Here is a 16,897-nt window from a genome sequence, read left to right as displayed (position 1 = left end):
ACCGCTCGGTCCCGTACGTCCTCACCCTTCCTTGACGAACCCCTCCTCCGTCAGCCAGTCCAGCGCCACCTGGTGGGGGTCCTCCCCGTCGACGTCCACCTTCGCGTTCAGCTCCTGGGCCACGGCGTTGTCCAGCTTCTTCGTGATCGGGCCGAGGACGTCGGCGATGGCCGGCCACTTCTTCAGGGACTTCGTGTTGATCTCGGGTGCCGCGTTGTAGTTAGGGAAGAATTTCTCGTCGTCCCGCATCACCGCGAGGTTCATGGACCTGATGCGGCCGTCGGTGGTGAAGACCTCGCCGTAGGCGCAACTGCCCTTGGCGGCCTGGGTGTAGATGATCCCGGTGTCCATCTGCGTGATGTTCCCGGCGGGGACGTTCATGCCGTACGCCTGCTGCATGCCCGGCAGCCCGTCCGCGCGGTTGGCGAACTCGCTCTCCACGCACAGGGTCACCGCGCCGGGGTTCTTCCTGGCCAGGGCGGCGACGTCCGAGAGGGTCCTCGTGCCGTACTTCCTGTGGTTGGCCTGGTTCGTCGCGAGGGCGTAGGTGTTGTTGAGGGACGCCGGGGTCAGCCAGGTCAGGCCGTTCTCCAGGTCGGCGTCGCGGACCGCCTGCCACTGCTCCCGCGGGTCGGTGACGGGGTCGCTGTTGCCGAGGTACGTGATCCACGCGGTGCCCGTGTACTCGTACATGCCGTCGGCGTCACCGGACTTGACCGCCTCGCGGGCGCCGATGGAACCCTGGATACCGGTGCGGTCGAGCACGTCCGCGCCGGCCGCCTCGAAGGCGATGCCCATGATCGCGCCGAGGATCAGCTGCTCGGTGAACTCCTTCGAGGTCACGGTGAGGTCGGCGCCCTTGAGCGGCAGCCCCTTGCCGATCGAGCCGGGCCGCACGTCGTCGACCATCGGTGAGCCGCTGGTCAGCCCGCAGGCACTCGCCGACACCAGCATCCCGGCCAGCAGCAGAAACGTCCGCCCTCTCATGTCCCCACCTCCAGCCCCCGCGGCCGTAGCAGCAGCTCGGCGAGCGACGCCAGCCAGTCGACCAGCAGGGCGAGGGCGACGGTGAGGATCGAGCCGAGGACCAGCACCGGCATCCGCTGGTTGGTGATGCCGGTGGTGATCAGGACGCCCAGGCCGCCGCCTCCGCCGAAGGTCGCGAGGGTCGCCGTACCGACGTTGAGGACCAGGGCCGTGCGGACGCCCGCGAGGATCAGCGGGACGGCGAGCGGCAGCTCCACCTTCCTGAGCACCCCCGTGGGGGACATGCCGATCCCGCGGGCCGCCTCCAGCAGCGTCGGGTCGTTCGCCTTCAGTCCGGCGATCGTGTTCGACAGCACCGGGAGCACGGCGTAGGTGATGATGCCGATCAGGGCCGCCTTCATGCCCGTGCCGAGCCAGATGACCAGCAGGGCGAGCAGGCCGATCGCCGGGGTCGCCTGGCCCATGTTGGCGAACGTCATCGCCACCGGGGTCGCCTTACGGAAGGCCTTGCGGGTCAGGAGGATCCCCAGCGGGATCGCGATGATCAGAACGAAGAACGTCGAGATCACCGTGAGTTCGATGTGCTGCCACAGTGCCTTCGACACCTGGCCGTTTGACAGCGCGTTCTCGGTGAGCGGGTCGAGGTCGGCCTGCCGGAACCACAGCCAGGTCGCCAGCAGCACGGCGACGAGGACGGCGGGCAGGAGCGTCAGCTTCTGCCAGGTGATGCGCGGCTTCGGCGCAGCCGGCGGTGGTGGCGGGGCCTCGGCCTCGACCTCGTGCCGGTCCTCTTCGTCCAGCTCGGGGGTGGTCACGCCTTCTCTCCCCCTCCGGCGCCCTCCTGCTCGGCGTGCGTCTGGGCGGCCCGCAACTCCTCCAGACGGTGCCGCTGCTCCCTCGCCTCCAGCCGGTCCGCCTCCAGCAGGTCGTGCACGGAGTTCGTCAGCGCCTCCATGTCGACCACGCCCGTGTACTCGCCGCGCCGCCCGGTGACCGCGACCCGCCCCGAGCTGTCGGTGAGCACCGCCTCCAGCGCGTCCCGCAGGGTGGCGTCACGGGCCACCGTGTCGCTCACCAGCGTCCCGGCACGGGCCAGCGAGCCCTTGGCGCGCATCAGGTCGCCGCGCCTGAGCCACTTGTAGGGCCGGCCCCGCTTGTCGAGCAGCAGGATCTCGTTCGTGTGGCTGGAGCGGAGCTTGCCGAAGATCTCCTGGAGCGGGTCGTCGACGGTCACCGTCGGGTAGTCGGTGATCTCCACGTCCCGTACGCGGCTGAGGCTGAGCCGCTTCAGGGCCGCCCCCGCGCCCACGAACCCGGAGACGAAGTCGTCCGCCGGGTTGGTCAGGATCGCCTCCGGGGTGTCGAACTGGGCGATGTGCGAGCGTTCGCGCAGCACGGCGATCCGGTCACCGATCTTGACCGCCTCGTCGAAGTCGTGCGTGACGAAGACGATCGTCTTGTGCAGTTCGTGCTGGAGCCGGATCAGCTCGTCCTGGAGGTGGTCACGGGTGATCGGGTCGACCGCGCCGAACGGTTCGTCCATCAGCAGCACGGGGGGATCGGCGGCGAGCGCCCGCGCCACGCCCACGCGTTGCTGCTGGCCGCCGGAGAGCTGGCGGGGGTAGCGGCCGTGGAACTCGCCGGGGTCGAGTCCGACCAGGTCGAGCATCTCCTCGACCCGGTTCCTGATCCGCGCCTTCGGCCAGCCGGCCATCCTCGGTACGAGCGCGATGTTCTGGGCGACGGTCATGTGCGGGAAGAGGCCGGAGGCCTGGATCGCGTAGCCGACCTTGCGGCGCAGCCGCACCGGGTCCATGTCGGTGACGTCCTCGCCGTTGATGCGGATCCGGCCGCCGGTCGGCTCGATCAGCCTGTTGATCATCTTGAGTGTCGTGGACTTGCCGCAGCCCGACGGGCCGACGAAGACGACGATCTCGCCCGCCCTGATCTCCATGTTGACGTTGTCGACGGCGGGGCCGGGGTTGCCGGGATACCGCTTGGTGAGGTTCACCAGCTCGATGGTGGCGCCGGTCGTCGCCCCGCTCGTCGATGTCTCAGACACGGATCCCCCTGGGAATGGTCAGCCGTCCGAGCAGGACGTACGCGGCGTCGAACAGCAGGGCCAGGATGATGATCCCGAGCGTGCCCGCGAGCACCTGGTTGAGCGCGTTCTTGCTGCCGAGGGAACCGAGACCGCGGAAGATGACGTTGCCGAGGCCGGGTCCGGAGGCGTAGGCGGCGATCGCCGCGATGCCCATCAGCATCTGTGTCGAGACCCGGATCCCGGTCAGGATCGGCGGCCAGGCCAGCGGCAGCTCGACCCGCACCAGCCGCAGCAGCCGGGACATGCCGATGCCCCTCGCGGCGTCCACCAGCGCGGGGTCGACCCCGCGCAGGCCGACGATCGCGTTCCGCACGATGGGCAGCAGCCCGTACAGGGTCAGGGCGATCACCGTGGGCGGGACGCCCAGGCCGACGATCGGGATGAGCAGACCGATCATCGCGAGCGCCGGGACGGTCAGAATGGTCGAGGTGGTCGTCGTCGCCAAGGCGCCCGCCCACTCGCTGCGATAGGTGGCGACCCCGATCAGGACCCCGAGCAGCGTCGCCACGACCATGCACTGGAACACGGCGCTCGCGTGCTGGTAGGCGTCCGTCAGCAACTGCTGGTGCCGGTTGCCGAGGTACTCCCAGAAGTTCACCAGCGCTCACCTCAGGTCGCCGTCAGGATCGCTCCCGGTCCTCCGCCGCCTGCTCCACCAGCGGGATGATCCGCAGCGGAACGGGGTTCTCCATGACGATCGCGGTGGAGGCCCGGACGATCCCATCAAAACCGACAACCCGGTCGATGACCCGCTGGAGGTCGGCGTTGGAGCGGGCGACCAGCCGGCACAGCATGTCCCCGCTGCCGGTGGTCGTGTGCAACTCCAGCACCTCCGGCACGGTCGCCAAGTGTGCCCGCACGTCGGCACCTTGCCCCTGCCGGATCTGCAGGGTGGCGAAGGCGGTGACCGGGTAGCCGAGCGCCGCCGGGTCCACCTGCGGACCGAATCCGCGGATGACGCCATTCGACTGAAGCCGGTCCAGACGCGCCTGCACGGTCCCTCGCGCCACCCCGAGCCGCCGCGACATCTCCAGCACCCCGATCCGCGGTTCCCGCGCCAGCAGCACGATGATCCGTCCGTCGAGCCCGTCGATCCCGTCGGTCGTCACCACGGCAGCCTCCCGGCGCTGGTCATCCTGTACAGAAGGCCCGCGGGAACGGGCGGCACACTGAGCAGATTGCCCAGCACATTCGCAAACTATTGCGCACCTTGCCTCGGCGGGTGACGCTTCCGGCATGACGCAGACCACACACCACACTCCCGACACCGCCCGGCAGGCCGACCCCTTCCCGGTCAAGGGAATGGACGCGGTCGTCTTCGCCGTGGGCAACGCCAAGCAGGCGGCGCACTACTACTCCACCGCCTTCGGCATGCGGCTGGTCGCGTACTCCGGACCGGAGACCGGCAGCCGTGAGACCGCCTCGTACGTGCTCGAGAACGGCTCCGCCCGCTTCGTCCTCACCTCCGTCATCAAGCCCGCCACCCCCTGGGGCCACTTCCTGACCCAGCACGTGGCCGAGCACGGCGACGGCGTGGTCGACCTCGCCATCGAGGTCCCGGACGCGCGCGCCGCGTTCGCCTACGCGATCGAGCACGGCGCCCGCCCGGTCACCGAGCCCCACGAGCTGAAGGACGAGCACGGCACGGTCGTTCTCGCCGCGATCGCCACCTACGGCGAGACCCGCCACACGCTCGTCGAGCGGACCGGCTACGACGGCCCCTACCTGCCCGGATACGTCACGGCCGCCCCCATCGTCGAGCCGCCCGCCCAGCGCACCTTCCAGGCGATCGACCACTGCGTCGGCAACGTCGAGCTCGGCCGGATGAACGAGTGGGTCGGCTTCTACAACAAGGTCATGGGCTTCACCAACATGAAGGAGTTCGTGGGAGACGACATCGCGACCGAGTACAGCGCGCTGATGTCGAAGGTCGTCGCCGACGGCACCCTCAAGGTCAAGTTCCCGATCAACGAGCCCGCGATCGCCAAGAAGAAGTCCCAGATCGACGAGTACCTGGAGTTCTACGGCGGCGCCGGCGTCCAGCACATCGCGCTCAACACCAACGACATCGTCGCCACGGTACGGACGATGCGCGCGGCCGGGGTGCAGTTCCTCGACACCCCCGACTCGTACTACGACACCCTCGGCGAGTGGGCCGGCGACACCCGCGTCCCCGTCGGGACCCTGCGCGAGCTGAAGATCCTGGTGGACCGCGACGAGGACGGATATCTTCTGCAGATCTTCACCAAGCCGGTCCAGGACCGGCCGACCGTATTCTTCGAACTGATCGAACGACACGGCTCGATGGGCTTCGGCAAGGGCAACTTCAAGGCGCTCTTCGAGGCGATCGAACGTGAGCAGGCGAAGCGGGGCAACCTCTAGGGACGTACCTGGACCCCGCCGGTATCAGGGGGGACCGTGGACGAACGCATCGACCTGGCCGCGCCGGCCGTCCGCTGGCTGTGGAAGAAGGGATCGTTACGCGAGTCCACGGTCCTGCAGTCCTTCGCCTTCGACGAAGTGCACAAGCGGCTGTACGTCCTTCAGGTCAGACGGGGCGGCGGCGCTGCCGGCAACCTGTGCCTGAACAAGCTCGACTTCGACGGCAACCGCCTCGGCCACATGTACCTGCACGGCTTCGGACACGGCGTCAGCATGGGCGTGCAGCACGCGTCCGACGGCACCGTCTGGATCTGGACCGAGGCCGATTCCCGCGGCGGCTACGGCCGCGGCGTCACCCGCTTCCGCTTCGTCGACGGGGCGGTCCGCACCGGCGAGGACGTCGAGATACGCAAGCCGATACCGGGTTCCACCAGCAACCAGCCCTCGGTCTGCCCGGTCTCGAACCGCATCGCCGTCCGCCACCGTATGGGCGGCACGCCCCGCTACCGGGTCTGGGACCTCGACGCCTTCGCCGCCCACGACTACTCCGACCCGATCGCCGACATCTCCCAGCCGGGCGCGCACCCCGACCCCGCGGTCGCGTTCCAGGGATGGGCCCTGCACGGCGACCACGTCTACCAGCTCGCCGGCACGGCCTACGACGACAGCACCAACCCGCCCGCCGAACGCGGCAACGCCTACCTGTCCTGCCTCGACCTGCGCACCGGCGAGCTGGTCCAGCGACAGCGCACGGGAGCCGGCCACACCCTCGACTACCGGGAACCGGAGGGCCTCGCGATCCGCCCGACCCCCGAGCCGCGGCTGTGCCTGGGACTCGCCTCGGGCGCGGCCGGCGCGCGCAAGTTCTCGATCTACTACAAGCCGCTGACCTGACGGCTCACCCGCCCTTGGCGTCCATCACCGGCAACTCCTCCGAGGACGGCTCACCCAACTCCGCCAACGCCGCCCGGGCCGCCCGCGCCCGCACCGCCGAGAAGTACGGATTGATCCGCAGCGCCTCCTCCAGATGCCGCCGCGCGGGCCCCTGCCGCTTCAACTCCCGCTCGATCATGCCCCGGTGGTACGCGTACAGCGCACTGCGTACGCCACCCCCCTTGGCCTCGTCCGTCGCCGTCACGGCGAACCGCAGCGCCTCCTCGTGCTCCCCGGCCCGGTACAGCGCCCAGCCCAGCGCGTCGGCCACCGCGATCCCCGGCTGGCGGGCCCACTCGGCCCGCAACCGCCGTACCGCCGCCCGGGGATCGCCGTGGTCCGCCTCGAACTGCCCCAGCACCAGCTCCTCGTCGGCTCCACCGACGGCCGCGCCGAGCACCCGCGCCCGCAGCAGGTCGTACTGCACCCGCGCGGCCTGCCCCAGCCCCAGCGTCTCGTACAACTCGCCCAGCTCCAGGGCGTACTGCGGGCAGGGCTGCTTGGCGAGGGCCGCCCGGTACGCGTTCAGCGCCTCCGTCGGCCGGCCCAGTGCCGCCAGCGCCCGCCCCTGCCCGGCCTGCGCGGCCCGCTGGTCGGGGTCGATGCGCACCGCCTCCTGGAAGTGCCGCAGCGCGACCTCGCGGTCGCCGCGCTCCCAGGCCAGCTGCCCGGCCCGCTCCAGGTACGCCGCCTGCTCGGCCGGCGCCTCGGCCCCCGCCGCCGCGTCCGCGAGCTGGGCGGCGGCGTCCTCGCGCCAGCCCCGGTCGCGGTAGACGGCCGCGGCCCGCGCCATCACGGCCGGCCCGGACCGCAGCTCCAGCAGCCGCTCGAGGGAGGCGTGGGCGGCCTGGTAGTCGCCGAGGCCGGTGTGGGCATCGATCAGCAGCGGATACGTCGTCCACCGCTTGGGCTCCAGCTTCCGCGCGGCCTCCGCCCACGTCCGCGCCGCCCGGAAGTCCCGGCGCGCGTTCGCGAGGGCCGCGAGACCGCCGAGGGCCTCGGCGTTCCCCTTCGGGGCGACCCTGAGCGAGGTCCGCAGCGCCTTCTCGGCCCGCGGGTAGTACCCGGGCTCGGCGGTGCGCCGCCCCTGCTCCACATACGCCGACCCGAGCACCGCCCACGACTGCGCGTCCCGGGGATGCGCCCGCAGATGGCTCTCGCGGTCGTCGATCAGCTCCGCCAGGTCGGGCAGCGCGGCCGGCACCCCGGCCGTGACCGCCGTCAGCGCCTGCGCGCCCGGGGCCGGCGCGGGAGCCCGCGTCACCGTCCGCTCCCAGGGCAGCAGCATCAGTACCCCGCCGAGCACGGCACACCCGGCGACGGAGGCGATCAGCGCCCGCCGGCCGGGCCGCGAGCGCCGTACCGCCGATTCCTCCGGGGCCTGCTCCGGAGCCTCCTGCTGGTTCTCCATGGCGCTCACTGTGCGTCAACACGACGAGCACGATCCGCCGTACGGCGGCTGCCGTACACGGGGTTCACACCGATGGCCCCCGGTGCGAAGCTGTGATCATGAGCCGTAGCGAAGCGTCCCGCGCCGAAGACACAGCGGCGACCGGCAACCTCGTCGACCGTCTGCTGAGCACTCTGCCCGCCGAGACGGTCCTCACCGACCCGGACGTCACGGCCTCCTACGCCAACGACATGGCCAGCTTCTGCCCGTCCGGCGCCCCGGCGGTGGTCGTCCTGCCGCGCACGGTCGAACAGGTCCAGCACGTCATGCGCACCGCCACCGAGCTGCGCGTCCCGGTCGTCCCGCAGGGCGCCCGCACGGGCCTGTCGGGCGCGGCCAACGCCTCCGACGGCTGCATCGTGCTGTCCCTGACCAAGATGGACCGGATCCTGGAGATCAACCCGGTCGACCGCATCGCCGTCGTCGAACCGGGGGTCGTCAACGCCACGCTCTCCCGCGCGGTGGGCGAACACGGCCTCTGCTATCCGCCGGACCCCTCCAGCTGGGAGATGTGCACGATCGGCGGCAACATCGGCACCGCCTCCGGCGGGCTGTGCTGCGTGAAGTACGGGGTGACGGCGGAGTACGTCCTCGGGCTCGACGTCGTCCTCGCCGACGGCCGCCTGATGTCCACCGGCCGCCGCACCGCGAAGGGCGTCGCCGGGTACGACCTCACCCGCCTCTTCGTCGGCTCCGAGGGCTCGCTCGGCATCGTCGTACGGGCGACCCTGGCGCTGCGGCCGCAGCCGCCCGAGCAGCTCGTGCTGGCGGCCGAATTCGCGTCCGGGGCCGCCGCCTGCGACGCCGTGTGCCGGATCATGGCGGGCGGCCACGTGCCGTCCCTCCTCGAACTGATGGACCGCACGACGGTCAAGGCCGTCAACGACCTCGCGAACATGGGGCTGCCGGAGAGCACGGAAGCCCTGCTGCTGGCCGCCTTCGACACGGCCGACCCGGCCGCCGACCTCGCCGCCCTCGGCGCGCTGTGCGAGGCCGCGGGCGCCACCCAGGTCGTCCCGGCCGACGACGCCGCCGAGTCCGAACTGCTCCTGCACGCACGGCGGCTGTCCCTCTCCGCCCTGGAGGCGGTCAAGGGCACGACGATGATCGACGACGTGTGCGTGCCCCGGTCGCGGCTCGCCGAGATGCTGGAGGGCACCGAGCGGATCGCCGAGAAGTACCAGCTCACCATCGGCGTCGTCGCCCACGCCGGTGACGGCAACACCCACCCGACCGTCTGCTTCGACGCCCAGGACCCCGACGAGTCCCGGCGCGCCCGCGAGTCCTTCGACGAGATCATGGCCCTCGGCCTGGAACTGGGCGGCACGATCACCGGCGAGCACGGCGTGGGAGTCCTGAAGAAGGAGTGGCTGGCCCGCGAGATCGGCCCCGTCGGCATGGAGATGCAGCGGGCGATCAAGGCGGCGTTCGACCCGCTGGGAATCCTGAACCCGGGCAAGCTGTTCTGACCCTCCTTCTCTCGGCCTTCGGCACGGTCACCGGGCGAACAGCTCGTCGAGCGCCTCGTCGATACCGAGTTGCTCCCCCTCCGCCCCCGGGGGCACCGCCCTCAGCGTCCGCTCCAGCCAGGCGGACACCTGCGGAGTCGGCGCCTCCAGGAGCGCGTCACCATCAGGTGAACTCAGCGCCATCAGGACGACGCTGCGGCTCCCCACCTTGGCCGGCCACACCCGCACGTCCCCGTGCCCGCACGCCCGGAACACCCCCTCCACGAGGAGTTCGCGGGCGAACGTCCAGTCCACCGGGTGACCGGAGTCGATGTGGAAGGTGATGTGGACGGCGTACGGGTCGTCGGTGTGATAGCTCAGCAGGGCCGGGACCGGGATGCTGCGCTCCGGCGACAGGACGAGCCTGACTTCGAGTTCGCGCTCCACGACGGTGTGATCCATGGCGGGTGTCCTTCCTCGCGCCTCGTGCGGGGGCCCGCGGTGGGCCCGTACGAGGAGAGAGGGGGTGGCGCCGGAAGCATTACGCGGTTTCGCGGAATTTTTTCCCGGCAGCGTCACGAGGGTGCTCAAAAGGAGTGGGTCCGGTGGGACTGGCGGTGGGGGTTGCGCCGGTCTGATAGATGTGGAGGCCCCCATTTGGCCCCCGAGCAGATACGGGACGACGGACATGAGCGCCCCAACCCCGGCCCCCGGTGACGACAGGCCCCGCGACGGGTATTACCCGGACCCGTCCATTCCTGGATATGTCCGGTACTGGAACGGTGCCGCCTGGGTTCCGGGCACCAGCCGCCCGGCCCCCGCGGACGGCGAGCCGCTCGCCCCACCGGCGGGCGCCCAGCCCGCGTCCGGCCCCGGCCGGGCCCCGGTCGAGGAGACGGGCCCGCACTTCTTCGACGAGGACCCCTCCGGCGAGCCCGGCCCGTCCTCGGCGGCCGACGCCCAGCACGGCAGCCGGCCCGAGCCCGCGTCCGCCTGGGGTGCCGACCGTTCCCGCCAGTCGGGCTTCGGCGGCGACCAGGACCGCCGCGTCTCATGGGGCTCGCCGCAGGGCGCGCAGGGGGCCGGTGCCCCTCAGGGCGCCGACCCGAGGCTGCCGCACGCCGCGCTGCCCGGTGACGGCCCGGCCCGGTCGGACGGCCGCTCCGTCGGCACGGACGGCACGGCGACGATCCCGCCCGCCGAGCCGGACCAGGGCGACGTCGCCTCCGGCAACACGTTCGTCTTCCGCCGGGCCACGGCGGGGCCCGCGGGAGCGGCGGCCGGCAACCTTGCCGACGGCTCCGGCCAGGGCGCGACAGGCCGTACGGCCCCGGCGACTCCCGGCGTCCCGGGCCCCGGGGGCCCTCGCGACGACGACGGCACCATGACCTTCCGCGCGCTCTCCCCGCGCACGGCGCAGCAGCACGGGGCGGCGGGGGCGCAGCGGGGGAGCACGGGCACGACAGCGGCCGACGCCGAGGCGGCAGGCCTCCGCCCCCAGCCCTCCGCCGGACCCTCCGCACAGGGCCACGGCCCCCAGTCCACGCCGGGAAGCGGTGCCCCGTCCGCGGCCGGAGGCGCCGCGCAGGGCTACGGTCCGCCCGCCGGGCCCGCGGCGTCCGGTGACACCCCCGGGGCGCCCGGTTTCGGTGCCGGAAAGGCCGCAGCTGCGCGCACGGCCGGTCCGGGTGCCGCCCAGGCTGCCGCTCCCGCCGCTCCCTCCGGCCCTCAGCAGGCGCCCCCGGCGAGCGGTCCACAGCAGCAGGCCGCCCCGAGTGTGCCCCAGCAGTCCGGCGCGCCCCAGCCCGCCGCCGCTTCCTCCGGCGCCCCGATGACGAGTGGCTCGGGCGGCGGCCAGCCTTCCTGGGCGCAGCAGGTGCACCGGCTCGCGTCCGACGAGGAGCAGCCGGTCACGCCCTGGAAGCCGCCGGTGGAGGACATCTTCCAGGCGGCCGCCCGGCGCCAGGCGTCGGCCCGCCCCGCGAACCTCGGCAAGCGGCTGGCCGCCCGCCTGGTGGACACCCTGGTCCTCGGAGCGGTCACCGCCGTTGCCGCCGTACCGCTCGGCAGCAGGGCGATGGACCACGTCAACGAGAAGATCGACGCGGCCAAGCTGTCCGGCGAGACCGTCACGGTCTGGCTGCTGGACGGCACGACGTCGGTCTACCTCGGGATCATCCTCGCCGTCCTGCTGCTCTTCGGCGTCCTCTACGAGGCGCTGCCCACCGCCAAGTGGGGCCGCACCCTCGGCAAGAAGCTGTTCGGCCTGGAGGTGCGGGACATCGAGGGCGGCGAGCCGCCGACCTTCGGCGGGGCCCTGCGTCGCTGGCTCGTCTACAGCGTGCCCGGTCTGCTCGGCATCGGGGTCGTGGGAGTCGCGTGGGGCCTGTTCGACAGGCCGTGGCACCAGTGCTGGCACGACAAGGCGGCCCATACGTTCGTGGCGGGCTGACGGCGTACGGCGAACGCCGTACGGGATTCCGTAGCCCGGACGGCCGCCTGCCGGATGCGGGACGGGAGGGTTCGCGGTCGACTCGGGCCATGAGCAGCGAACCGCCTCCCGGCTCCGGTCAGCAGCCACCGGAGGACGACCCGTTCAGGAAGCAGCCCCCGCCGGCCGAGGGCCCGGGATCGCCGTACGGCGACCAGCCACCGCCCCACCAGGGCGGCGGTGACCCCTACGGCGGTGGCGGCGGCGGCCCGTACGGCGGTGGCGGCGGCGGCCCGTACGGCGGTGGCGGTGGCGGCGGCGCGTACGGCGGTGGCGGCGGGTACCCCGGCGATCCGCTGGCCGGTATGCCCCCGCTCGCCGACAGCGGCCGGCGCACGCTTGCCCGGATCATCGACATGATCCTCGTGGGCATCGTCGTCTGGCTGCTCACCTGGGGTTTCGGCGTCAACGAGTACGACGTGGCCGACGACGACGTCGAGTACGGCGAGTCGCTCGGGCAGTCGCTGGTCGCCGCCCTGCTCTACATCGGCTACGACACCTTCATGATCGCCAAGTCGGGGCAGACGCTCGGCAAGAAGTGGCTGGGCATGCGGGTGGCCAACCTCGACAACAGGGCCACGCCGTCGGTGCAGAGCACACTGCTGCGCTCGGCGGTGCTGTGGATTCCGTTCGCCTTCTGCTGCGCCTGTGTCTGGACCGCGATCTCGGGCGGCTGGAGCTTCTTCGACAAGCCCTACAAGCAGGGCCTGCACGACAAGGCGGCGAAGACGGTGGTGGTCAAGACCGACTGACCACCGACGTCGGCACCGATTCCGGGAACGGACGGACAGAGGTCAGGACGCGGCGCGCTCGTGCACGGGCTGTTCGGAGGCCATGGAGGCGACCGAGGCCGGCACGGGTGCCTGTGCCGTTTCCGCGGCGGGCCGGTGCATCGCGATGACGCGCGACTTCGGCTTCGGAACGGTCATGGCCACCAGCAGCCCGAGGGCGAGTGCCGAGACGGCGATGATCGCGATCCCCACGCCCGAACTCGTCTGTGACAGCAGCAGCATGGCGAGCGTCGAGAAGATCACGGTGCACGAGCCGTAGGCGAGCTGTGCGGCCGTCGGGCGAGGCGTGACAGTCGGACGAGGCATGTCAATCGTGTCCTCGGAAGTGGGGTCCACGGGGGGTGTCGGCCTGGCTTTCCGCCGTATTCCGGGCGTTCCGCCAATCGACTCTAATCGCCTGCATGCCCGAGTGGAACGAACGGTAAGCGTGACCTGACCAACAGTGCCGGAGCACGGGGGGCGCACGGAGTCATGACGTCCACCAGGCGGACGGATCCGCGCGCCTGTTCGGTCGGCCGTCATGTGTCCGCAAAGTGAACTCCACTTCCGCATAACGTACTTGGCGTGCCCAAGTCAAGATCTGTCTTTTCTCCTCAACGTCTAGTCAAATGACGTCACTTGACTACACGCGTTGATCAGGTGCACGCGGACCCCCCAGACAGTCCCCCCTTCCTTCCGTGTGCCCGGACGCGGGGGAGGATCTCAAGTGACCAGCAGACCCTGGCAGTTCCGAGTGGCGGCCACAGCCGTCGCACTCGCCGCGGCGACCGCCACCTTCTCCACCTACGCGGTCGCGCAGGCCGATCCGGCCGACGCACCCGCAGCCGTCGACGGGCACGACCCGCAACCGGCGAAGAGCAGGGAGCACGACCTCGACGGACCCCTGTCCAAGACACAGGAGGCGCAGCGCGAAGAGGCGCTCGACCAGGTCATCTCCGGCGCCGCCACGGTCAAGGACCGGGACGGCTCGAAGGTCGTCCAGCTCAAGGGCTCCAAGGGCAAGGGCAAGTACGTCGAGCTCGGCCGCGAGAAGACCGACAAGATCTTCACGATCCTCGTCGAGTTCGGCGACCAGATCGACAGCCGCTACGGCGGCACGGCCGGCCCGCTCCACAACGAGATAGCCCAGCCGGACCGCGCCGTGAACAACAGCACGGCCTGGCAGGCGGACTACAACCAGGCGCACTTCCAGGACCTGTACTTCGGCACCGGCAAGAACACCGAGTCGCTGAAGAAGTACTACGAGAAGCAGTCCTCGGGCCGCTACTCGGTCGAGGGCGAAGTGACCGACTGGGTCAAGGTCCCCTACAACGAGGCCCGTTACGGCTCCAACGACGCCGCCACCGGCGCCTGGTACGCGGTGCAGGACGGCGTCAACGCCTGGGTCGCCGAGCGCGAGGCGGCCGGTGACACCGCCGCCGAGATCAAGGCGGAACTCGCCGAGTTCGACCAGTGGGACCGCTACGACTTCGACGGCGACGGCGACTTCAACGAGGCCGACGGCTACATCGACCACTTCCAGATCGTGCACGCCGGCGAGGACGAGTCCGCCGGCGGCGGCGCGCAGGGCGAGGACGCGATCTGGGCCCACCGCTGGTACGCCTTCGGCACCGACGCCGGCTCCACCGGCCCCGACACCAACAAGCTCGGCGGCGCCCAGATCGGCGACACCGGCATCTGGGTCGGCGACTACACCATCCAGCCGGAGAACGGCGGACTCGGCGTCTTCGCCCACGAGTACGGCCACGACCTCGGCCTGCCCGACGAGTACGACACCTCGGGCGGCGGCGAGAACTCCACCGGCTTCTGGACGCTGATGTCGTCCGGCTCCTGGCTCGGCACCGGCAAGGACTCCATCGGCGACCTGCCCGGCGACATGAACGCCTGGGACAAGCTGCAACTGGGCTGGCTCGACTACGACGTGGCCAAGGCCGGCACCAAGTCCGTCCACACGCTGGGCGTCTCGGCGTACAACACGAAGAACCCGCAGGCCCTCATCGTCGAACTGCCCGACAAGGCGGTCACCACCGACGTGGTCACCCCGGCGCAGGGCGCCACCCAGTGGTGGAGCGGCAGCGCCGACAACCTCCGCAACACCCTGGCCCGCACGGTCGACCTGACCGGCACGTCGTCGGCGTCGCTGACCCTCGACGGCTGGTGGGACATCGAGGCCGACTACGACTACCTCTACACCGAGGTCTCCACCGACGGCGGCACCAACTGGACGCCGATCGACGGCAGTCTCGCCGACGGCACCGCGATCACGCGCGACGGCAGCGGCAAGCCCGCCCTCACCGGCACGGTGGACGCCTACCAGAAGCTGACCTACCCGCTCGACGCCTACGCGGGCCGGAAGGTCGACGTGCGCTTCCGCTACGCCACCGACGGCGGCGTGTCCCAGATGGGCTTCGCGGCCGACGAGATCACGGTGACCGCGGACGGCGCGGCCCTCTTCTCCGACGACGCCGAGTCGGCGGACGCGGCCTGGACGGCGAACGGCTTCTCCCGCATCGGCGCGTCCATCTCGGACGACTACGCGCAGTACTACATCGCCGAGAACCGCCAGTACGTGTCCTACGACAAGACCCTCAAGGTCGGCCCGTACAACTACGGCTTCTCGACGACCCGTCCGGACTGGGTGGAGCACTACGCGTACCAGAACGGCCTGCTGATCTGGAAGTGGGACACCTCCCAGGCCGACGACAACACCAGCCAGCACCCCGGTGAGGGCCTGATCCTGCCGGTCGACTCGCACCCGACGCCGCTGAAGTGGTCCGACGGTTCGCTGATGCGCAACCGCATACAGTCCTTCGACTCGACCTTCAGCCGGTACCCGACGGACGCGCTCACGCTCCACAACGCGGACGTCGCGACGAAGATCAAGTCGCGTCCCGGTGTTCCGGTCTTCGACGACGGCAGGTCGGCGTACTACGACGCGTCGACTCCGCTCGCTGGGGTCAAGGTCACTGACACCAACACCCGGATCAAGATCGTCAAGGAGCCGCTGAGCGGCTCGACGATCACGCTCCAGGTCGGACCCTCCGCGAAGTAGTCAACGTTTTCGCAGGTCAGAAGGCGATCGACGGTGACCCCCTGGCGGGTTGCCGCCGATCGTGTTTAGGTGCGTCCTGTGGCTGTCTTATTGACACGGATGTTGACGTCGACTCGCACGGGGGTGTGACCGTATGGCCGTAGGAGGTTTCTGCAAGCTGCCGACCGGCAGCGTGGTGGTGGCATTGAACCTGCCCAGCCCCACCACTCACGGCACGGGCTGCGTGCGTGTCCTCGTGCACGCCCAGAACCGGGCGCGCGCCCTGACCAGGCTGCGCAACCTGGGCATGCGCGCGGTCTACCTGCGCGGAAACTCCGCCCCACCGACACCGGACGAGATCACGGCGGTTCTGCACCATCCGGACGGCCTCATATGGCGCACGGCACCTGACAACGGTGTCGGTGCGGAACTGGTCCAGGAGCTCTGGCACCCGATCAGGGCCCTGCTGCGGCGACCCGCGGCACCGGCTGACTCCGCCGGGCTCCCGGGTCTCTAGACGGTCTCTAGACGATCGGCTTCCCGGTCAGCTCCACGCCCGCCGCACGCAGCTCCTCCAGCGCCCGGTCGGTGGTCTGCTCGGCCACCCCGGCCGTGAGGTCGAGCAGCACCTGGGTGCGGAAGCCCTCGCGGGCCGCGTCCAGGGCGGTGGCGCGGACGCAGTGGTCGGTGGCGATGCCCACGACGTCGACCTCGGCGACCTGCCGGGCACGCAGCCAGTCGGCGAGCGTCACGCCGTTCTCGTCGGCGCCCTCGAAGCCGCTGTAGGCCGCCGCGTACGCCCCCTTGTCGAAGACGGCGTCGATGGCGCCGGAGGCGACGGCCGGGGCGAAGTTCGGGTGGAAGCCGACGCCCTCGGTGCCGGCGACGCAGTGCGCGGGCCAGGAGTGGGTGTAGTCGGGGTTGTCGGCGAAGTGGCCGCCGGGGGCGATGTGGTGGTCGCGGGTGGCCACCACGTGCTGGTAGCCGGAGCCGGCCGCCTGTCCGATCAGCTCGGTGACGGCGGCGGCCACATCGGCGCCCCCGGCCACCGCGAGGCTGCCCCCCTCACAGAAGTCGTTCTGCACGTCAACGACGATCAAGGCGCGGCGCATGGTCGGTGTCCTTCGACTATGGGGTCGGGGAGGGGGAGGGGTGCGAGCCCGGCCGGTGAGCTACCGAGCCTACGGACTCGCGAGCCGGGGCGGGAGGGGGCGCACGGCGGGGCGGACGGGCGGGAACGGTACGGCGCAAGGACGGCGGTGGTACGGCGGGTGCGGGAA

The 16,897-nt window shown here is 71.1% G+C and carries 16 protein-coding genes; 7 read left to right on the top strand and 9 right to left on the bottom strand.

Features of this window, described 5'->3' with window-relative positions; translation table 11 throughout:
* Positions 1–21 precede the first annotated feature (21 nt).
* From ACZ5XS_RS06935 to ACZ5XS_RS06915, 5 genes are read right to left on the bottom strand one after another with little or no spacing between them, the layout of a single operon-like run.
* The gene (locus tag ACZ5XS_RS06935) at positions 22–987 is read right to left on the bottom strand and encodes a glycine betaine ABC transporter substrate-binding protein (RefSeq protein WP_468648494.1); all 966 of its coding nucleotides are present in this window, start codon (positions 985–987) and stop codon (positions 22–24) included.
* A complete protein-coding gene (locus ACZ5XS_RS06930) occupies positions 984–1,802 on the bottom strand; it encodes an ABC transporter permease (protein WP_468648492.1) in 819 nt (272 codons plus the stop codon). The genes ACZ5XS_RS06935 and ACZ5XS_RS06930 overlap by 4 nt, the downstream gene beginning before the upstream one ends.
* Positions 1,799–3,049: an ABC transporter ATP-binding protein gene (locus ACZ5XS_RS06925; protein WP_468648490.1), complete on the bottom strand. Its 1,251-nt coding sequence runs from the start codon at positions 3,047–3,049 to the stop codon at positions 1,799–1,801. Before ACZ5XS_RS06925 ends, ACZ5XS_RS06930 begins: the two co-directional genes overlap by 4 nt.
* Positions 3,042–3,689, bottom strand: coding sequence for an ABC transporter permease (locus tag ACZ5XS_RS06920; protein ID WP_468648488.1), 648 nt, complete (start codon positions 3,687–3,689; stop codon positions 3,042–3,044). The genes ACZ5XS_RS06925 and ACZ5XS_RS06920 overlap by 8 nt, the downstream gene beginning before the upstream one ends.
* Before the next feature lie 22 nt (positions 3,690–3,711).
* The gene (locus tag ACZ5XS_RS06915) at positions 3,712–4,203 is read right to left on the bottom strand and encodes an Lrp/AsnC family transcriptional regulator (RefSeq protein ID WP_308406698.1); all 492 of its coding nucleotides are present in this window, start codon (positions 4,201–4,203) and stop codon (positions 3,712–3,714) included.
* Between the two features lie 124 nt (positions 4,204–4,327).
* On the opposite strand from ACZ5XS_RS06915, the gene hppD reads away from it, so the two are divergent.
* Together hppD and ACZ5XS_RS06905 are read left to right on the top strand one after the other, a co-directional pair.
* On the top strand, positions 4,328–5,473 hold the full coding sequence (gene hppD, locus ACZ5XS_RS06910) for a 4-hydroxyphenylpyruvate dioxygenase (RefSeq protein ID WP_468648486.1): 1,146 nt from the start codon (positions 4,328–4,330) through the stop codon (positions 5,471–5,473).
* A 36-nt stretch (positions 5,474–5,509) separates the two neighbouring features.
* On the top strand, positions 5,510–6,367 hold the full coding sequence (locus ACZ5XS_RS06905; RefSeq protein ID WP_468648484.1) for a phage baseplate protein: 858 nt from the start codon (positions 5,510–5,512) through the stop codon (positions 6,365–6,367).
* A 4-nt stretch (positions 6,368–6,371) separates the two neighbouring features.
* Here ACZ5XS_RS06905 and ACZ5XS_RS06900 read toward each other — a convergent pair whose 3' ends face one another.
* Positions 6,372–7,817 carry a tetratricopeptide repeat protein gene (locus ACZ5XS_RS06900; RefSeq protein WP_468648482.1) on the bottom strand — a complete coding sequence of 482 codons (1,446 nt, stop codon included), beginning with the start codon at positions 7,815–7,817 and terminating at the stop codon, positions 6,372–6,374.
* Between the two features lie 92 nt (positions 7,818–7,909).
* On the opposite strand from ACZ5XS_RS06900, the gene ACZ5XS_RS06895 reads away from it, so the two are divergent.
* Positions 7,910–9,325 (top strand): FAD-binding oxidoreductase, encoded by a 1,416-nt coding sequence (locus tag ACZ5XS_RS06895; protein ID WP_468648480.1) that lies wholly within the window; start codon positions 7,910–7,912, stop codon positions 9,323–9,325.
* 27 nt (positions 9,326–9,352) lie between these two features.
* On the opposite strand, the gene ACZ5XS_RS06890 is transcribed toward ACZ5XS_RS06895, so the two are convergent.
* Entirely contained in the window at positions 9,353–9,766 is a 414-nt protein-coding gene (locus ACZ5XS_RS06890; RefSeq protein WP_468648478.1) for an SsgA family sporulation/cell division regulator, read from the bottom strand.
* A 226-nt stretch (positions 9,767–9,992) separates the two neighbouring features.
* On the opposite strand from ACZ5XS_RS06890, the gene ACZ5XS_RS06885 reads away from it, so the two are divergent.
* Together ACZ5XS_RS06885 and ACZ5XS_RS06880 are read left to right on the top strand one after the other, a co-directional pair.
* Positions 9,993–11,756 carry an RDD family protein gene (locus ACZ5XS_RS06885; RefSeq protein ID WP_468648476.1) on the top strand — a complete coding sequence of 588 codons (1,764 nt, stop codon included), beginning with the start codon at positions 9,993–9,995 and terminating at the stop codon, positions 11,754–11,756.
* A gap of 89 nt (positions 11,757–11,845) precedes the next feature.
* Positions 11,846–12,547 (top strand): RDD family protein, encoded by a 702-nt coding sequence (locus ACZ5XS_RS06880; RefSeq protein WP_468648474.1) that lies wholly within the window; start codon positions 11,846–11,848, stop codon positions 12,545–12,547.
* Between the two features lie 42 nt (positions 12,548–12,589).
* Here the strand turns inward: ACZ5XS_RS06880 and ACZ5XS_RS06875 are convergent, their stop codons facing one another.
* Positions 12,590–12,892: a hypothetical protein gene (locus tag ACZ5XS_RS06875; protein WP_468648472.1), complete on the bottom strand. Its 303-nt coding sequence runs from the start codon at positions 12,890–12,892 to the stop codon at positions 12,590–12,592.
* Positions 12,893–13,292: 400 nt separating this feature from the next.
* Between ACZ5XS_RS06875 and ACZ5XS_RS06870 the strand changes: the two genes are divergently transcribed.
* Both ACZ5XS_RS06870 and ACZ5XS_RS06865 read left to right on the top strand, forming a co-directional pair.
* Complete coding sequence (locus ACZ5XS_RS06870) at positions 13,293–15,638, top strand: immune inhibitor A domain-containing protein (RefSeq protein WP_468648470.1); 2,346 nt, start codon at positions 13,293–13,295, stop codon at positions 15,636–15,638.
* A gap of 133 nt (positions 15,639–15,771) precedes the next feature.
* The gene (locus ACZ5XS_RS06865) at positions 15,772–16,134 is read left to right on the top strand and encodes a hypothetical protein (protein ID WP_468648468.1); all 363 of its coding nucleotides are present in this window, start codon (positions 15,772–15,774) and stop codon (positions 16,132–16,134) included.
* A 7-nt stretch (positions 16,135–16,141) separates the two neighbouring features.
* Here ACZ5XS_RS06865 and ACZ5XS_RS06860 read toward each other — a convergent pair whose 3' ends face one another.
* Positions 16,142–16,729 (bottom strand): isochorismatase family protein, encoded by a 588-nt coding sequence (locus ACZ5XS_RS06860; protein WP_468648466.1) that lies wholly within the window; start codon positions 16,727–16,729, stop codon positions 16,142–16,144.
* Positions 16,730–16,897 lie beyond the last annotated feature (168 nt).

The organism is Streptomyces sp. NPDC033131, assembly GCF_055578365.1.
Note: the sequence above shows the minus strand (reverse complement) of the source record. Positions and strands in the feature narration are given on the sequence as shown.

Bases quoted from the DNA above. Each gene is read 5' to 3' on its own strand.
- ACZ5XS_RS06935 (WP_468648494.1), bottom strand. From the start codon at position 987: ATGAGAGGGCGGACGTTTCTGCTGCTGGCCGGGATGCTGGTGTCGGCG.
- ACZ5XS_RS06865 (WP_468648468.1), top strand. From the start codon at position 15,772: ATGGCCGTAGGAGGTTTCTGCAAGCTGCCGACCGGCAGCGTGGTGGTG.
- ACZ5XS_RS06875 (WP_468648472.1), bottom strand. From the start codon at position 12,892: ATGCCTCGTCCGACTGTCACGCCTCGCCCGACGGCCGCACAGCTCGCC.
- ACZ5XS_RS06900 (WP_468648482.1), bottom strand. From the start codon at position 7,817: ATGGAGAACCAGCAGGAGGCTCCGGAGCAGGCCCCGGAGGAATCGGCG.
- ACZ5XS_RS06885 (WP_468648476.1), top strand. From the start codon at position 9,993: ATGAGCGCCCCAACCCCGGCCCCCGGTGACGACAGGCCCCGCGACGGG.
- ACZ5XS_RS06860 (WP_468648466.1), bottom strand. From the start codon at position 16,729: ATGCGCCGCGCCTTGATCGTCGTTGACGTGCAGAACGACTTCTGTGAG.
- ACZ5XS_RS06890 (WP_468648478.1), bottom strand. From the start codon at position 9,766: ATGGATCACACCGTCGTGGAGCGCGAACTCGAAGTCAGGCTCGTCCTG.
- ACZ5XS_RS06880 (WP_468648474.1), top strand. From the start codon at position 11,846: ATGAGCAGCGAACCGCCTCCCGGCTCCGGTCAGCAGCCACCGGAGGAC.
- hppD (WP_468648486.1), top strand. From the start codon at position 4,328: ATGACGCAGACCACACACCACACTCCCGACACCGCCCGGCAGGCCGAC.